Annotated in this window: 12 protein-coding genes; 11 read left to right on the forward strand and 1 reads right to left on the reverse strand. The window is 67.2% G+C overall.

Annotation, left to right across the window (positions count from 1 at the left end; genetic code table 11):
• Positions 1-82: 82 nt before the first annotated feature.
• From ACTDI4_RS07630 to ACTDI4_RS07680, 11 genes are all read left to right on the forward strand, one after another.
• On the forward strand, positions 83-709 hold the full coding sequence (locus ACTDI4_RS07630; protein ID WP_442840574.1) for a CGNR zinc finger domain-containing protein: 627 nt from the start codon (positions 83-85) through the stop codon (positions 707-709).
• Positions 710-992: 283 nt separating this feature from the next.
• Entirely contained in the window at positions 993-1,484 is a 492-nt protein-coding gene (locus ACTDI4_RS07635) for a hypothetical protein (protein WP_442843294.1), read from the forward strand.
• Positions 1,485-1,605: 121 nt separating this feature from the next.
• Positions 1,606-5,094, forward strand: a complete 3,489-nt coding sequence (locus ACTDI4_RS07640) for an indolepyruvate ferredoxin oxidoreductase family protein (RefSeq protein ID WP_442840575.1) — start codon at positions 1,606-1,608, stop codon at positions 5,092-5,094.
• A 189-nt stretch (positions 5,095-5,283) separates the two neighbouring features.
• Positions 5,284-7,617, forward strand: a complete 2,334-nt coding sequence (locus tag ACTDI4_RS07645) for a putative bifunctional diguanylate cyclase/phosphodiesterase (RefSeq protein ID WP_442840576.1) — start codon at positions 5,284-5,286, stop codon at positions 7,615-7,617.
• Between the two features lie 211 nt (positions 7,618-7,828).
• Entirely contained in the window at positions 7,829-8,599 is a 771-nt protein-coding gene (locus ACTDI4_RS07650) for an N-acyl amino acid synthase FeeM domain-containing protein (RefSeq protein WP_442840577.1), read from the forward strand.
• 124 nt (positions 8,600-8,723) lie between these two features.
• Positions 8,724-8,873 carry a DUF3096 domain-containing protein gene (locus ACTDI4_RS07655; RefSeq protein WP_442840578.1) on the forward strand — a complete coding sequence of 50 codons (150 nt, stop codon included), beginning with the start codon at positions 8,724-8,726 and terminating at the stop codon, positions 8,871-8,873.
• Between the two features lie 135 nt (positions 8,874-9,008).
• Positions 9,009-9,254, forward strand: a complete 246-nt coding sequence (locus tag ACTDI4_RS07660) for an aa3-type cytochrome c oxidase subunit IV (RefSeq protein ID WP_442840579.1) — start codon at positions 9,009-9,011, stop codon at positions 9,252-9,254.
• 89 nt (positions 9,255-9,343) lie between these two features.
• Complete coding sequence (locus tag ACTDI4_RS07665) at positions 9,344-10,663, forward strand: Re/Si-specific NAD(P)(+) transhydrogenase subunit alpha (protein WP_442840580.1); 1,320 nt, start codon at positions 9,344-9,346, stop codon at positions 10,661-10,663.
• The gene (locus ACTDI4_RS07670) at positions 10,663-11,085 is read left to right on the forward strand and encodes an NAD(P) transhydrogenase subunit alpha (RefSeq protein WP_442840581.1); all 423 of its coding nucleotides are present in this window, start codon (positions 10,663-10,665) and stop codon (positions 11,083-11,085) included. Before ACTDI4_RS07665 ends, ACTDI4_RS07670 begins: the two co-directional genes overlap by 1 nt.
• Before the next feature lies 1 nt (position 11,086).
• Positions 11,087-12,487, forward strand: a complete 1,401-nt coding sequence (locus ACTDI4_RS07675) for an NAD(P)(+) transhydrogenase (Re/Si-specific) subunit beta (protein ID WP_442840582.1) — start codon at positions 11,087-11,089, stop codon at positions 12,485-12,487.
• Between the two features lie 162 nt (positions 12,488-12,649).
• The gene (locus ACTDI4_RS07680) at positions 12,650-13,975 is read left to right on the forward strand and encodes an NAD(P)H-dependent oxidoreductase (protein ID WP_442840583.1); all 1,326 of its coding nucleotides are present in this window, start codon (positions 12,650-12,652) and stop codon (positions 13,973-13,975) included.
• 248 nt (positions 13,976-14,223) lie between these two features.
• Here ACTDI4_RS07680 and gyrB read toward each other — a convergent pair whose 3' ends face one another.
• Entirely contained in the window at positions 14,224-16,701 is a 2,478-nt protein-coding gene (gyrB, locus tag ACTDI4_RS07685) for a DNA topoisomerase (ATP-hydrolyzing) subunit B (RefSeq protein ID WP_442840584.1), read from the reverse strand.
• Positions 16,702-16,792: the final 91 nt, after the last annotated feature.

Here is a 16,792-nt window from a genome sequence, read left to right on the forward strand (position 1 = left end):
GGCCGACCTTCGGCTTTTTCACGTTTAACCTGCTATCACGAATCTAACTTGTCAAATCGCTTTTACCGGTTAGATTTCATTCATGAGCGTTTCGTGGATCCCTCATCGTTTCTCGGGCGGCGTGCTGGCGCTGGACACGGCCAACACGGTGGTGCTGCGCGGCGACGCCCGCAGTTTCGACCGCTTCGCCGATCCGGCCGAGATCGCCCGCTTTGCCGGGGCGGCCAGCGTCCATCGTGCCGCCGAGCTTGGCGGGCGACGGCTGGCGGTGCCGGAGCCGGAGGCAATAGCCCCCGTGGTGCTGGAGATCCGCGAGACCACCGACCGCCTGTTCCGCAACGCGGTCTCGGTCGGGGGCGTGGGCACGGCCGACATGCCGCCCTTTCTGTGGGCCTGCGCGAATGGGCTGGAAGGCGAGGACGAAAAGATCGGGGGGCCGGGAAAGCCGTTCGGCGATCCGGCGGCGCCGATCGCCTTCGAGGCGGCGCTCGCCGTCTCGGCGCTGTCGCTGCTGGGCGAGGGCGTGCTGGCCCGGCTGCGGATCTGCCCCAACTGCAACTGGCTGTTCCTCGACCGCAGCCGCAACGCCAGCCGCCTGTGGTGCGACATGGCCGTCTGCGGCAACCGGCGCAAGGCCAGCCGCCACTACCACCGCCGCCGCGTCGCGGCTACGCGCGACGGGGCGGAAAGGGAGGTCGGCAATGTCTAGCTTTGCCGTCGCGCAGCCGGTCGGGACGCGTTGGGCGCTCCCGCACACCCCTCTCTGGCCTGCCGGCCATCTTCCCCACAAGGGGGAAGACTGGCAGTTTCGGCCTCGCCGCTTCAGTTGCCGCGTGGAAGATTGGCGAAAGCCATGGCGACGGCTGTTCTCCCCCCTTGTGGGGGAGATGGCCGGCAGGCCAGCGAGGGGTTCTAAGGAACACACTCGTTCCCGGGCCGGCCGGCGCGGCGGGAATGCCGCATTGTTTTCGCGGGCGCTCGCGCTCGTCGTCATGCTTGCGGGCACGGCCGCGCTCGGCGCCTGCCGCGACTCGGGCAAGGACGCGCTGTTCGAGATTTCCGGCAGGCTCGTGGTGTTCAACTACCGTGAGGCGACGCTGACCTATCTGGTCACGCTCAACCCGCTGAAACCGATCGGCGAGGGCCAGAGCGCGGTGACCACCATGGACAATCCCGCCGGCGGCCCGCCGCTGGTGTTCGCGAAAAAGCTGTTTCCCGGCCAGGCCAAGGTGACGATCGAGAGCCCGCCGCTGGAATGCGTGGTCAAGGACCGGCCCTACAAGGTGTCGATCCGCATCGAAGAAGCGGACAAGACGGTGCTGCAGGATATCGAGACCACCATGGTCTCGGCTCAGGATCAGGACATGCTGCCGGACCGGCCCCTGGTGGTCGGGCCGGGCTACGATCCCAACCCCGAACTGGCCGGCCGCCCCGACGGCCGGCTGCCGGGCGGCCGCGGCGTCGCCTGTCCGGTCACCGGCTGAGCGGAGCGCATCTGGCCGAAGCGTTTTCGTTTGACCTCCTCCGTCCGGGAAGGAAGGATGGGCCATCCGATTCCGAAGGTGGCCGCCGCCCCCGCGCGGCGCCGGCAGAGGAAGGGTTCGAATGACGCTGCACGATGTCGCGCTCGACGACAAGTTCGACCTCGCCCGGGAGCGTGTTTTCCTCTCCGGCGCGCAGGCCGTGGTGCGCATGCTCATCATGCAGCGCGAGCGCGACCGGCGCGCGGGCCTCGCCACGGCCGGCTTCGTCTCGGGCTATCGCGGCTCGCCGCTGGGCGGGCTGGACCAGCAGCTCTGGCGCGCCAGGAGCCAGCTTTCCGCCGCCGACATCGTCTTCCAGCCGGGCCTCAACGAGGAACTCGCCGCCACCGCCTGCTGGGGCACCCAGCAGGCCGAGCTGCTGGGCGAGGGCAGGTATGACGGCGTCTTTTCCGTCTGGTACGGCAAGGGACCCGGCGTCGACCGTTCCGGCGACGTGTTCCGCCACGCCAATCTTGCCGGCTCCTCGAAGCATGGCGGCGTGCTGGCCCTGATGGGCGACGACCACATGGCTGAATCCTCCACCAACGCGCACGCCACCGAATTCGCCTTCGTGGATGCCATGATCCCGGTGCTGAACCCCGCCGGCGTGCAGGAACTGATCGACTTCGGCCTGCTCGGCTTCGCCATGTCGCGTTTCGCCGGCACCTGGGCGGCGGTCAAATGCGTGAAGGACAACATCGAATCGACAGCTTCGGTGGATGCCTCGCTCGACCGGCTGAACGTGGTCGTTCCCGAATTCGACATGCCGCCGGGCGGCCTCAACATCCGCAACGAGATCGACATGCTGGGGCAGGAGGCGCGGCTGTTCGAGGCCAAGCGCGCCGCCCTGTCCGCCTTCATCGGCGCCAACGGGCTGAACCGCATCGTCTATTCCGGCGGCCGCGCCCCGAAGCTCGGCATAGTCACCGTGGGCAAGAGCTATCTCGACGTGCGCCAGGCGCTGGAGGAGATCGGCGTGGACGAGGCCGCCGCCGCCCGTCTCGGCATCCGCCTGTTCAAGGTAGGCTGTCCCTGGCCGCTCGACTTTTCGCATGTCGCCGAGTTCGCGCGCGGGCTCGACACGATCGTGGTGGTGGAGGAAAAGCGCTCGCTGATCGAGGCGCAGCTTCGCGAGAACCTCTACGGCACCGCCCTCCAGCCCACGATCGTGGGCAAGAAGGACGAGCGCGGCGAGCGGCTGTTCGGGGCCACCGGCGCGCTCGACCCCAACGACGTCGCCATTGCGCTGGGCGAGCGCATCCTGAAGGCCATCGGCCCGTCCGAGGAGATTTCGGCCCGGGTTTCGCGGCTGAAGCAGTTCCAGGCGATGCTGGCCGACACGCAGGACATCGGTTCGCGCACGCCCTATTTCTGCTCGGGCTGCCCGCACAACACCTCCACCCGCGTGCCGGACGGCTCGATCGCGGCGGCCGGCATCGGCTGCCATTTCATGGCGCTGTGGATGGACCGTTCCACCTCCGGCTTCACCCAGATGGGCGGGGAGGGGGCGCAATGGGTCGGCCAGGCGCCGTTCTCCAAGCGCGGCCACATCTTCCAGAACCTGGGCGACGGCACCTACAACCATTCCGGCACGCTGGCGCTGCGCTTCGCCGTCGCCAGCGGCGCCGACATCACCTACAAGATCCTCTACAACGACGCGGTGGCCATGACCGGCGGCCAGCCGCACGAGGGCAACCTGACGGTCGACATGATCGCCGCACAGGTGCGCGCCGAAGGCGTAGAGCGCATCGCCGTCGTCACCGACGAGCCGGAAAAATATGCCGGCCGCGTGACCTTTCCTGCCCGCGCCACCATCCACGAGCGCCACGACCTCGACGCCGTGCAGCGCGAGCTGCGCGAGGTCAAGGGCGTGTCCGTGCTGCTCTACGACCAGACCTGCGCGGCCGAGAAGCGGCGGCGGCGCAAGCGCGGCACCTTCCCCGATCCCGACAAGCGCGTCTTCATCAACGAGCTGGTATGCGAGGGCTGCGGCGATTGCGGCGTGGCCTCCAATTGCGTGTCGGTCCAGCCGGTGGAGACCGAGTTCGGCCGCAAGCGGCGTATAGACCAGTCCTCCTGCAACAAGGATTTCTCCTGCGTCGACGGTTTTTGCCCGTCCTTCGTGACCGTGCACGGCGCCCGCATCAGGAAGGCCGGCGGCGCCGCCGGCAGCGCCGACCCGCTGGAAGGCGTGCCGGAGCCTGCCGTTTTCGCGCTTGGGCGGGAAGGCTGGGCGGCCGTCATCGACGGTGTCGGCGGCACCGGCGTCGTCACCGTGGGAGCGATCCTGGGCATGGCGGCCCATCTAGAAGGCAAGGGCTGCGGTATGATCGACATGGCCGGGCTCGCCCAGAAGGGCGGTTCGGTCTTCACCCATGTGCGCATCGCCGCCGCGCCGGAAGACATCCACGCCATCCGCGTCTCGGCCGGCAAGGCCGACCTCGTGCTGGGCTGCGACCTCGTCGTGTCTGGCGCGCGCAAGGTGCTGGCCTCGGTGCGCGAGAGCCACACGCTGTTCCTGGCCAACACGGCCGAGGTGATGCCAGGCGACTTCACCCGCCAGGCCGACTATTCGCTGCCGGCCGAGCGCCTGAAGAAGGCCATCCGCGCCGCGGCGGGCGACAGCAAGGCGCATTTCTTCGACGCCACCCGCGCCGCCGCCGTGCTGTTCGGCAATTCGCTTGGCGCCAACATGTTCCTGCTCGGCATGGCCTGCCAGCTCGGCGGACTGCCCCTGTCGGCCGAAGCGCTCGAAAAGGCCATCGAGCTCAACGGGCAGGCGGTGGGCATGAACGTCGCCGCCTTCCGCTGGGGGCGCCGCGCCGCGCATGATCCGGCCTGTGTGAAGAACCTGGCAGGGCGGTCCGGCCAGGGCGAGGCGCCCACCCGTGCCGAGACGCTGGACGAGATCGTGCGCCGCCGCGCCGCCTTCCTTGCGAGCTATCAGAACGCGGCCTATGGCCGCCGCTATGCCGACCGGATCGCGGCGCTGCGGGCGGCCGAGGCCAGGGCCGTCCCCGGTTCGGAGGCGGTGACCGAGGCGGCGGCGAAGAACCTGTTCAAGCTGATGGCGGTGAAGGACGAATACGAGGTCGCCCGGCTCTACACCGACGGCTCCTTCGCGCGCGACCTCGCCCGCCAGTTCGAGAGCTACGATAGGCTGGAGTTCCATCTCGCGCCGCCGATCCTCGGGCGCCGCGATGCCGACGGCCGGCCGAGAAAATCCAGCTTCGGCCCGTGGATGATGAAGGCGTTCCGTCTGCTGGCGGCGCTGAAGCGGCTGCGCGGCACGGCCTTCGACGTCTTCGGCTACACCGCCGAGCGCCGCGGCGAGCGCGCCCTTCTGGCGCAATACGAAGCCGACCTCGACCTCGTCCAGGCCTCGCTCGCTGCCTCGCTTGCGCCGGGCCGGATCGAGGCGGCGGCCGCGCTCGCCTCGGTGCCGGCGCTGGTGCGCGGCTACGGCCATGTGCGCCAGGCCTCGACCGACAAGGCGGCTGCCGAGCGCGCGCGGCTTGTCGAACGGCTGGCCTCGACATCCGCGAAACCCGAACTGCAGGCGGCCGAATAGGCATCGCAGCGGAAGCGCGGCGTTGCTTGCAAATCAGGACCGGGCACGCGGTCACCACTTCTTTACCTGAAGCGGATTTCGGCCCGGCATAGGCCCGTTTCAGGCGCTCCGGCGCCGCGAACTCGCCCGTTCTAAGCCTTTCTTAAGGCCCGGCATGTCATACAAGGCGGTTCGCGCGGCACCGCAGGCATGCAACAAAACAAAACTGACGACATCGCCGGAGACGTCTACGCAGGGTTCGTGCGGTCGCTTTTCAACGATCCGGGCATCCTGCTCATTGGCGCCTTGTGCCACGGCCTCATCGGCTTCCTGGTCTATTACACCTCCGGCGATCCGGTCTATCTCCTGCTTGGCGCGGCCATGCTGGCCGCCGGCCTCTACCGCTATTACGGCATCCGCAAGGGCCAGCGGCGGGGCTCGTTCGAGCATGCCGATTCCGCGAGGAAGTGGGAACGCTACTACCTGATCGGGGGGACCATACAGGCCTTCCTGATGGGCCTGTTCTGTTTCGTCAGCATCTATGTGAGGCCCGACGCGTTCGGCGAAAGCGCGGCGATCGCCGTCATCATGGGCTCCACCGTCACCATCGTCGGCCGCAATTACGGCTCGCGCACCATGGTGGCGGTGCAGGCCGTGGCCGTGGTGCTGCCGATCTCCGTGGCGCTGATGCTGAAGGGCGATGTCGCCAATTTCATCCTCGGCCTCTACATCGTGCCCTTCATCTTCGTCATCACCCGCATGGCCGGCCACGTGCGCACGGTGCTGTTCAACGCCATTTCGCAGCGCAAGATCTCCGTGCGGCTCGCGCAGCGTTTCAACCGTGCGCTCAACACCATGTCGCACGGTCTGGTCATGCTCGGGCCGGACGGCAAGGTGGTGGTGGGCAATGCCGAGGCCGCCCGGCTGCTGTCGCTGAAGACGCCCGAAGCCCTGCTGGGGCGCTCGATCCAGTCGCTGCTGCGGCGCGGCGTCGCCGGCGGCATGCTGGCGCCGAAGGACTGCCGCTATGTCGAGGCGCAACTGACGCGGGCCTTGCGCGAGGGCCGCGACCGCAAGGTCCTGGTCTCGTTCACCAACGGCCAGCACTACGAATTCTCGGCGCGCGAGGGCAGCCAGGAATTGGGCGTCATCACCTTCGAGGACGTCACCCAGCGCGTGGAGGCGGAGGAGCGCATCCGCTTCATGGCCCGCTACGACAGCCTGACCGGGCTGATGAACCGCGGCTATTTCCACGAACTGGTGGCCGAAGCCATGATGGCGGGCAGCCGCGAGCGGCTGTGCGGACTTGCCGTCATCGACCTCGACGACTTCAAGAGCGTCAACGACACGCTCGGCCATCCGGTCGGAGACGGGCTGATCTATGCCGTTGCCGAGCGGCTGACCGCATTCTCGACCGAGGACATAAAGGTCAGCCGCTTCGGCGGCGACGAGTTCATGGTCTTCTTCGACCGGGTAGAGGACGAAACCCATCTCGGGCAGTTGCTGGAGGCGATGTTTGCCGCGTTGAACGGCGACGTCAACGTGGCCGGCCATGTGCTGCGCATCCAGGCAAGCGGCGGCGCCGTGCTGGCGAAGGCCGAAACCGGCGATGTCGACGCGATGATCGTCAAGGCCGACCTTGCGCTCTACAAGGCCAAGGAACTCGGCAAGAACGGCTGGCAGCTTTTCGAGGCGTCGATGGATGCCGCCTTCCGCAACAAGCAGCTCATGAAGGCCGACCTGCGCAGCGCCGTCGAGGCCAGATCGCTCAGGGTCGTCTACCAGCCGATCGTGGCGGCGCAGACGATGCGCATAGCAAGTTGCGAGGCGCTTTGCCGCTGGGACCATCCCGAACTCGGCCCCGTCTCGCCGGCGATCTTCATCCCGCTGGCCGAGGAGATGGGCATCATCTCCCAGATCAGCGACTTCGTGCTCAAGGCGGCCTGCACGGAATGCGCCAAGTGGCCGCAGCACACCACGGTCTCGGTCAACCTGTCGGCAAAGGACTTCCGGGACGCCGATGTCGTCCAGAAGGTGCGCGACGCGCTCGCCGTGTCCGGTCTCGAGCCGCGGCGCCTCGAAGTGGAGGTCACCGAGACGGCACTGCTCGACGACCGCTCCCAGACGCGCGAGCTGGTCGATGAGATCCGCAAACTCGGCGTGCGCATCGCGCTGGACGACTTCGGCACCGGCTATTCGAGCCTGAGCTACCTGCACAAGCTGCCGCTCGACAAGGTCAAGATCGACCGCAGCTTCCTGCGGGACATCGCCCAGAACCAGCGTTCGCTGGAACTGCTCCAGGGCATCGTCAACCTGTCGCGGCGGCTGGGCCTTGCCGTGACGGTCGAGGGCGTGGAGACGTTCGAGCAGCTCAAGATATTGTCGGCGCAGGTGCAGCCGGACCTGGTGCAGGGCTTCCTGTTCGGCTCGGCCCTGAGCGCCACCGGCATCGAGACCATGTCCAGCGTCACATGGCCTTTCGCCGCCGAGCTGCTGCCGCCCGCTTCCGGCGCGAACATGGCGAGCGCTTCTCCGCTTTCCTGAGCAAGGCGGTCCGGGCCGCATCGGCACAGCGGCCTGCCGGCACGCACGCCGATTCGGCTCGGCAATGCGCTTGCCTCACCCGATGCAAGCGCTTTTTCCGTTAACCGTTTGTTAACCTTAACAATCGGTAAACCGGATTGATTGCAATTTTACCTTCGCCTTAATAAGTCGGTCGAATAATATCCCGGACGCGGTGGTACGGGGAAACATCATGGGCACCTACGAACCTTGTCGTTCTGCGGCTGTCGACGGGGAGGAGCGCCGCGCGCCCTCTGCGTTCGCCCGCAACATTATGGATGTTCTGGAGCGCGTCGAATATCGGCGCTGCGAGAGCGGCGAAGACCTCGAGGCGGTCTTTCGGCTGCGCTACAAGGCGTTTCACACGCACGGCTTGCTCGACACGATCGCCGAGCAGAAGCTGTCGGATCATCTCGACGACGCTGCCAACTGCTATTGCTTCGGCGTCTTCATGGACGGCGACCTCGTCAGCACGGTCAGGCTGCATCACCTGACCGCCGCCACGCCGCTGGCGCCGATCATGACCGTGTTCGGCGACCGGCTGCTGCCGCGCCTGGCCCGCGGCCAGACCTTCATCGATCCCAGCCGCCTCGCCATCGACCCGCAGATGTCGGCGCTGAACCGGGCTCTGCCCTATGTCACGCTGAGGCTGGCGGTGATCGCCAACACCTATTTCAACGCCACGAGCTGCATCTCGATGATACGCGAGGAGCATACTGCCTTCTATCATCGCATCTTCGGCTCCGTGCAGGTCGGCGAGCCGCGGCTTTATCCGCCGTTCACCATGCCGATCTATTTCTACGAATCGGTCTGCGCGCAGAACATGGCGCCCACGCTGGAGCGCTTCCCCTTCTTTCACTCGACGGCGACGGAACGGCGCATGCTGTTTGCCAAGGCTCGGCACGGCGAGCCGGCGCCGCTGACCATCCTGCCGACCGCCAAGTATTTTTCTGCCGCGGCCTGAGCGGGGGAGGGGAAGCGAGGCGGGAGAAGGCGGAGCCTTAACGCGCCGCGGGCGTTGAGGAAGGCGCGCGCACCATGCCGTGCACGCCTTCTGTCCGAACGGGAAGCTGAAAGGAAAGCCCGAAATGACCGTTTCCATGCTGACGCTGACGCCGCTGATCGCGCTGATCGCGGGCGTGCTCATCCTCATCATGCCGCGCCTGCTGAACTATATCGTGGCCATCTACCTGATCGTGGTCGGGCTGCTCGGCCTGTTTCCGCATCTGGCCGGCTGAGCGGCGGCGGATCGACACCGGGGCCGGCGAGGCGCATCGAAGGCAAATTCACGGCGTGGATGCGGCAACAGCGCCATTGCCCTTGGCCCGGCTTTTCGCTATGTGCCCTGAGGACGTTTTCGGAGGGGTGTTCCCATGGCAGATCATACGACGGCCGGTCCGGCCGAACTTGGCGCGAATATGGACTATCCCGAGCATGAGCGCACCTACAGGGGCTTCATCACGCTCGCCAAATATACTTCGCTCGTATGCATCGCCATCCTGATCTCGATGGCGTTCGGTTTCTTCGTCGGCGGCTTCTTCTCGGCCACGGTCCTGTTCCTGCTTATCTGCGGCGTCGTCGGCTACCTGATCCGCGACCTCCCGGCGCATATTAGCTGACGCTTCCCCGCAGGTTTCCTTCTTTCTTTTCTTCCGTCGTCGCGCGGAGTTCCGCGTAAGGTGGAGATTCCAGCCGAAAGGATTGCGCGGTGGGACAGACGATTTTCATCCCTCGTGAAGTGGATCCCGATGAGGGCCGCGTCGCGGCTTCTCCGGATACGGTCAAGCGCCTGGCCGGGCTCGGCTTCGACGTGATCGTGGAAGCGGGCGCCGGCACGGCCTCGCGCATTCCCGACGCCGAGTTTTCCAAGGCGGGGGCCGCCATCGGCAAGGCCGCGGATGCGGGCAAGGCCGATGTGGTGCTGAAGGTGCGACGCCCCACGGACGGCGAACTGAAAACCTACAAGAAGGGCGCGGCCGTGCTGGCCACCATGGATCCCTACGGCAACGACGCCGCGGTGGCCGCCATGGCCCGGGCCGGCATCACCGCCTTTGCCATGGAGTTCATGCCGCGCATCACCCGCGCGCAGGTGATGGACGTCCTGTCCTCGCAGGCCAACCTCGCCGGTTACCAGGCGGTGATCGACGCGGCCGCCGAATACGACCGCGCGCTGCCGATGATGATGACGGCGGCCGGCACCGTGCCGGCGGCCAAGGTGTTCGTCATGGGCGCGGGCGTCGCCGGCCTTCAGGCCATCGCCACCGCGCGCCGGCTCGGCGCCGTGGTCACCGCCACCGACGTGCGCCCCGCCGCCAAGGAGCAGGTCGCCTCGCTCGGCGCGAAGTTCATCGCGGTGGAGGACGAGGAGTTCAAGGCTGCCGAGACGGCGGGCGGCTACGCCAAGGAGATGTCGAAGGAATACCAGGCCAAGCAGGCCGCGCTGACGGCCGAGCACATCGCCAAGCAGGACATCGTCATCACCACGGCGCTGATTCCCGGCCGGCCGGCGCCGAAGCTTGTGTCGGCTTCCGTGGTGGCGGCGATGAAGCCCGGCTCGGTGCTGGTCAACCTGGCGGTCGAGCGCGGCGGCAACGTCGAGGGCGCGGTGCCCGGCGAGGTCGTCACCACCGACAACGGCGTCAAGATCGTCGGCCATCTCAACGTGGCGGGCCGCATTGCGGCTTCCGCCTCGCTGCTCTACGCCAAGAACCTGTTCGCCTTCCTCGAGACGATGGTCGACAAGCAGACGAAGCAGCTCGCCGTCAACCGCGACGACGAACTGGTCAAGGCCACCATGCTGACCGACGGCGGAAAGGTCGTGCATCCGGCATTCGCCAAGGCGGCCGAGGAGCCCCCGAAGGGGCAGCATGACGAGCCGGCGGCGATCCCGGCGACCACCCTGGTGGCCGATGCGGAGGCCCAGCCGAAACGTCGCGGCAGGAAGCCGGCGGCGCCGAAGGAGGCCGCCGCGCCGAAGCCGAAGCGGGCGACGGCGAAGAAGTCCGCCAAGAATGAGGGGACGGCCTGATGGACGCACTTCAGAAAGCTCTCGACCAGCTCGACCAGGCAAGCGCGGCGGTGCGCCTTGCCGTTCAGGACCTGGCCAATTCCTCCGGCGCGGCCGAAGCCGCAGGCGGTGCCGCGCATGCGCTTTCGGGCGGCGCCATCGACCCGTTCGTGTTCCGCTTCGCCATCTTCGTGCTGGCCATCTTCGTCGGCTACTACGTGGTGTGGTCGGTGACGCCGGCGCTGCACACGCCGCTGATGGCCGTCACCAACGCCATCTCCTCGGTCATCGTGGTGGGCGCGCTGCTGGCCGTCGGCATTTCGGCGGCGGGCGCGGCGACCGGCTTCGGCTTCGTGGCGCTGGTGCTGGTCTCGGTCAACATCTTCGGCGGCTTCCTCGTCACCCAGCGCATGCTGGCCATGTACAAGAAGAAGGACAAGTGACGTGACGGCGAACCTCGCTTCCTTCCTCTACCTCGTTTCCGGCATCCTGTTCATCCTGGCGCTCAGGGGCCTGTCGCATCCCACCACCAGCCGGCAGGGCAATGTCTACGGCATGGTCGGCATGGCCATCGCCATCGTCACCACCCTGGCGCTGGCGCTGCCTTCGCCCGGCAGCTTCGGCCTCATCGTGCTGGGCCTGGTCGTGGGCGGCGGCGTCGGCGCCTATATCGCGCGGCGCATCGCCATGACCGCGATGCCGCAGCTCGTCGCCGCCTTCCACAGCCTCGTCGGCTTCGCCGCCGTCATGGTGGCGGCCGCCGCCATCTACGCGCCGGCGAGCTTCGGCATCGGCGAGATCGGCTCCATCCACGCGCAGGCGCTGGTGGAAATGTCGATCGGCGTGGCCATCGGCGCCATCACCTTCACCGGCTCGGTCATCGCCTTCCTCAAGCTCGACGGCCGCATGTCGGGCAAGCCGATCATGATCGCCGGCCGCCACGCCATCAACATCGCCCTCGGCCTGGCGCTGGTGGTGCTGATCGTGGCGCTTGTGTTCACGCAAAGCCATACGGTGTTCTGGCTGATCGTGGCGCTGTCGCTGCTGCTCGGCGTGCTGCTCATCATCCCGATCGGCGGCGCCGACATGCCGGTCGTCATCTCCATGCTCAACTCCTATTCGGGCTGGGCGGCGGCCGCGCTGGGCTTCACCCTCGGCAATCTGGCGCTGATCATCACCGGCGCGCTGGTGGGCTCGTCGGGCGCGATCCTGTCCTACATCATGTGCAAGGGCATGAACCGCTCGTTCTTCTCCGTCATCCTCGGCGGCTTCGGCGGCGAGACGGCAAGTGCCGCGGGCGACGACGGCGTCGAGCGCACCGTCAAGCAGGGTTCGGCAGACGACGCCGCCTATCTGATGATGAACGCGCAGAAGGTCATCATCGTGCCGGGCTACGGCATGGCGGTGGCCCAGGCCCAGCACGCGCTGCGCGAGATGGCCGATAAGCTCAAGGCCAACGGCGTGGAGGTCAAATACGCCATCCATCCGGTCGCCGGCCGCATGCCCGGCCACATGAACGTGCTGCTGGCCGAGGCCAACGTGCCCTATGACGAGGTGTTCGAGCTGGAGGACATCAATTCCGAGTTCGCGCAGGCCGACGTCGCCTATGTCATCGGCGCCAACGACGTCACCAACCCGTCGGCGCGCGACGACAAGTCCTCGCCGATCTACGGCATGCCGATTCTGGACGTCGACAAGGCCCGCACCTGCCTCTTCGTCAAGCGCTCGCTCGGCTCCGGCTATGCCGGCATCGACAACACGCTGTTCTACAAGGACGGCACCATGATGCTGCTGGGCGACGCCAAGAAGATGACCGAGGAAATCGTCAAGGCGATGGACCACTGATCTTGCGGCAACGCCGGCCCGACGGTCGAAAGCCCGGTTCGCGCCGGGCTTTTTCTTTGCCGCGTTTTGTCGCGGCGGGTTTGGTCCGACGCGCGGCGGTTGCCAGGAAAACAGGCGCCCGCTAGGTATGGGGCAAGCGCAGGGCCAAGGGAGAAATCCGTCATGAGCATCAACGTTTCGCCGACGGGACTGGCCCGCGACCTGATCGAGCGGCAGAAGACCGGCAAGCCCGTGCGCATCGGCCTGATCGGCTGCGGCGAGATGGGCACCGACATCGTCACCGCGGTCGCCCGCATGACCGGCGTCGAGGTCGGCGCGGTGGCCGAGCGCAAGATCCCGGCAGCGCTGAGGGCGGCCGAGATCGCCTACGGCGAGGGCGGCCACGCGCGCGAGGTCGAGAACGCCTCGGCCATGACCGCCGCCATGGAAGCCGGCAGGATCGCCGTGACCTCCGATGCCTCGCTGGTCATCGCCAGCGAGCAGATCGACGTGGTGGTCGATGCCACCGGCGTCCCGGCCGTGGGCGCCGAGATCGGCCTCGCCGCCATGGAGCACGGCAAGCATCTGGTGATGATGAATGTCGAGGCCGACGTCACCATCGGCGCATACCTGAAGGCCGAGGCCGAGCGGCTGGGCGTGGTGTATTCGCTCGGCGCCGGCGACGAGCCGTCGGCCTGCATGGAGCTGATCGAGTTCGTGTCGGCCATGGGCTACCCCATCGTCGCCGCCGGCAAGGGCAAGAACAACCCGCTGAACGTGGACGCCACGCCGCCCGACTACGAGGAGGAGGCGGCCCGCCGCAACATGAACGTGCGCATGCTGGTCGAGTTCGTCGACGGCTCCAAGACCATGGTGGAGATGGCGGCGATCGCCAACGCCACGGGCCTGGTGCCCGACAAGGCCGGCATGCACGGCCCCGCCGCCACGCTGGGCGAGCTGGCAAGGGTGCTGGTGCCGCAGAAGGACGGCGGCGTGCTGTCGAAGGCCGGCGTGGTCAACTATTCCATCGGCAAGGGCGTGGCGCCCGGCGTCTTCGTCATAGCCGACATGTCGCATCCGCGCGTCACCGAGCGCATGGAGGACCTGAGGATGGGCAAGGGCCCTTATTTCACCTTCCACCGGCCCTATCACCTCACCTCGCTGGAAGTGCCGCTCACCTGCGCGCGCGCCGTGCTCTACGGCAAGGCCGACATGGTGCCGCTGCCGAAGCCGGTGGCCGATGTCTGCGCCGTCGCCAAGAAGGACCTGAAGCCCGGCGACCGCCTGGACGCCATCGGCGAATATTCATACCGCGCCTGGATCATGACGGCGCCCGAGGCGCGGGCGGCCCGGGCCATTCCCTGCGGCCTGCTGCAGGACGGGCGGGTGACCGCGCCGATCAGGAAGGGCGAGCTTCTCACCTATGCCAACGCTTCCGTGGCGCCGGGCTCGAAGATCGCGGAACTCAGGGCGCGGCAGGACCGGCTGGTCTACGGCGCGGACGCCTGACGGGCGTCGGCCGCTGTTTCGGCGCGCCTCGTACCCCCACCTCTAACCCCTCCCCACAAGGGGGAGGGGAACTTTGCAGAAGCGTCCTGCGCCATGTTCTGCCCGGCTCGAAATGAGGGTCGGCACCAGGATTCCCCTCCCCTTTGTGGGGAGGGGTTAGGGGTGGGGGTAACTTGGGTGGAATAAATTCGCCCGGGATTTCGCTATCAAGCGACGCGGCGCCCGCAACGGGCCGGGCGCCGGAAACCTCAGATGTCGAGATTGGCCACCGACAGCGCGTTGTCCTGGATGAATTCGCGCCGCGGCTCGACCTCGTCGCCCATCAGGCGCGAGAACAGCGTGTCGGCATCCGTGGCGTCGTTGATCTTGACCTGCAGCAGCGAGCGCACGTTCGGGTCGAGCGTGGTTTCCCACAATTGCTCGGCGTTCATCTCGCCGAGGCCCTTGTAGCGCTGCATGGTCAACCCCTTGCGGCCGGCGGCGAAGACGGCGTCCAGAAGGGCCAATGGACCGGCGATCATCTCCGACGCCTCCTTGCGGCGCAGCACGGGCGGCTCGCCGAAGACTTCGCCGAGGCGCTCGGCAAAGCGGTCCAGCGCCCGCGCGTCGGCGGAGTTGATGAGGCCCATGTCGATCTGGGCGAATTCCTTGACGCCGCGCACCATACGCTCGAACACGTAGCCGCCGACACCGTCGTTGGAGGTGGCGGTGCGGCCGGTCCAGCCGCGCTCGGTCTCCTCGGCGATCAGGTCGAGGCGTTGCGCGACGCGCTCTGCCATGGCGCCGGCGCGGGAAAGGTCGGCGGCTATATCGGCGTTGAGCCCGCCGGCAATGGCCGCCTGCTCGATCACGGCGCGGTTGTAGCGCGTGTGCAGGCCGTTGATGAGCTGGCGCACCGTCAGCGCGTCCTCCACCGCCGCGCGCAGGTCCTGGCCGGCGCGCACCTCGCCCGAGCCCAGCGTCAGCGAGGCGTCTTCCAGCCCGGAGTCGATGAGGAATTCCTCGAAGGCGGTCTGGTCCTTCAGGTACTGCGAGCTCTTGCCGCGCGTGACCTTGTAGAGCGGCGGCTGGGCAATGTAGAGGTGGCCGCGCTCGATCAGCTCCGGCATCTGCCGGAAGAAGAAGGTGAGCAGCAGCGTGCGGATATGGGCGCCGTCCACGTCGGCGTCGGTCATGATGATGATCTTGTGGTAGCGCAGCTTGTCGGCGTTGAACTCGTCCTTGCCGATCGAGGTGCCGAGCGCGGTGATCAGCGTGCCGATCATGTCCGACGACAGCATGCGGTCGAAGCGCGCGCGCTCCACGTTGAGGATCTTGCCGCGCAATGGCAGGATCGCCTGGTTCTGGCGCGAGCGGCCGCCCTTGGCCGAGCCGCCGGCGGAATCGCCCTCGACGATGAACAGTTCGGATTTCGCCGGATCGCGCTCCTGGCAGTCGGCCAGCTTGCCGGGCAGCGAGGTGATGTCGAGCACGCCCTTGCGCCGGGTCAGCTCGCGGGCCCTGCGCGCGGCTTCGCGCGCGGCGGCTGCCTCGACCACCTTGCCCACCAGCGTCTTGGCCTCGCCAGGGTGCTCCTCCAGCCAGGTGCCCAGCGCCTCGTTGACCAGGCTTTCCACCACCGGCCGCACCTCGGACGACACCAGCTTGTCCTTGGTCTGGGAGGAGAATTTCGGGTCCGGCACCTTCACCGAAAGCACGGCGGTCAGCCCCTCGCGGCAGTCGTCGCCGGTCAGGCTCACCTTCTCCTTCTTGGAAATGCCGGCGGAATCGGCGTAGCCGGTCACCTGCCGGGTCAGCGCGCCGCGGAAGCCTGCCAGGTGCGTGCCGCCGTCGCGCTGGGGAATGTTGTTGGTGAAGGCGAGCACGTTCTCGTGGTAGCTGTCGTTCCACCACATGGCCACCTCGACGGTGATGCCGTCGCGCTCGCTGCGGATGGCGATCGGCCGCTCGATCAGCGGCTTCTTGGCCCGGTCGAGGAACTTGACGAACTCCTCCAGCCCGCCCTCGTAGTGCAACTCCTGCGTCTTGATGTCGGCATGGCGCTTGTCGGTCAGCACGATGCGCACGCCGGAATTGAGGAAGGCCAGTTCCCGCAGCCGGTGCTCGAGCGTTGCGTAGTCGAATTCGATCACGCCCTTGAACGTGTCGGGCGAGGGCAGGAAGGTCACCGAGGTGCCGCTGCGGCCCTCATAGGTGCCGGGCTGGTTGGTCGTCTCGTAGGTGCCGGTCACGGAAAGCGGCGCGTCGGCGTCGCCATGGGTGAAGCGCATCTCGTGGATCTTGCCGTCGCGACGGATGTTCAGCTTCAGCCACACCGACAGCGCGTTGACCACCGACACGCCCACGCCGTGCAGGCCGCCCGAGACCTTGTAGGAGTTCTGGTCGAACTTTCCGCCGGCATGGAGCTGGGTCATGATGACCTCGGCCGCCGACACGCCCTCCGAAGGGTGCAGGTCCGTCGGGATGCCGCGGCCATTGTCGGCCACGGTGCACGAGCCGTCCGGATTGAGCGTCACCGACACCAGGTCGGCATGGCCGGCCAGCGCCTCGTCGATGGCGTTGTCCACCACCTCGTAGACCATGTGGTGCAGGCCGGAGCCGTCGTCGGTGTCGCCGATATACATGCCGGGCCGCTTGCGGACGGCGTCCAGCCCCTTCAATACCTTGATGGAATCGGCACCATACTCGGCGTTCACGCCGTTGCCGTTTTCGGTCTGGTCGTTCATGAAAACCTGTGCGTTCGATGTCGTTCTGCGGCAGCGCGGAAACTGTCCCCGAATCGCGCCCTTTTGATGATACAGATATAGGCGCTCGGGG

It is taken from the genome of Mesorhizobium sp. PUT5 (genome assembly GCF_052216645.1).
GTDB lineage: Bacteria > Pseudomonadota > Alphaproteobacteria > Rhizobiales > Rhizobiaceae > Mesorhizobium.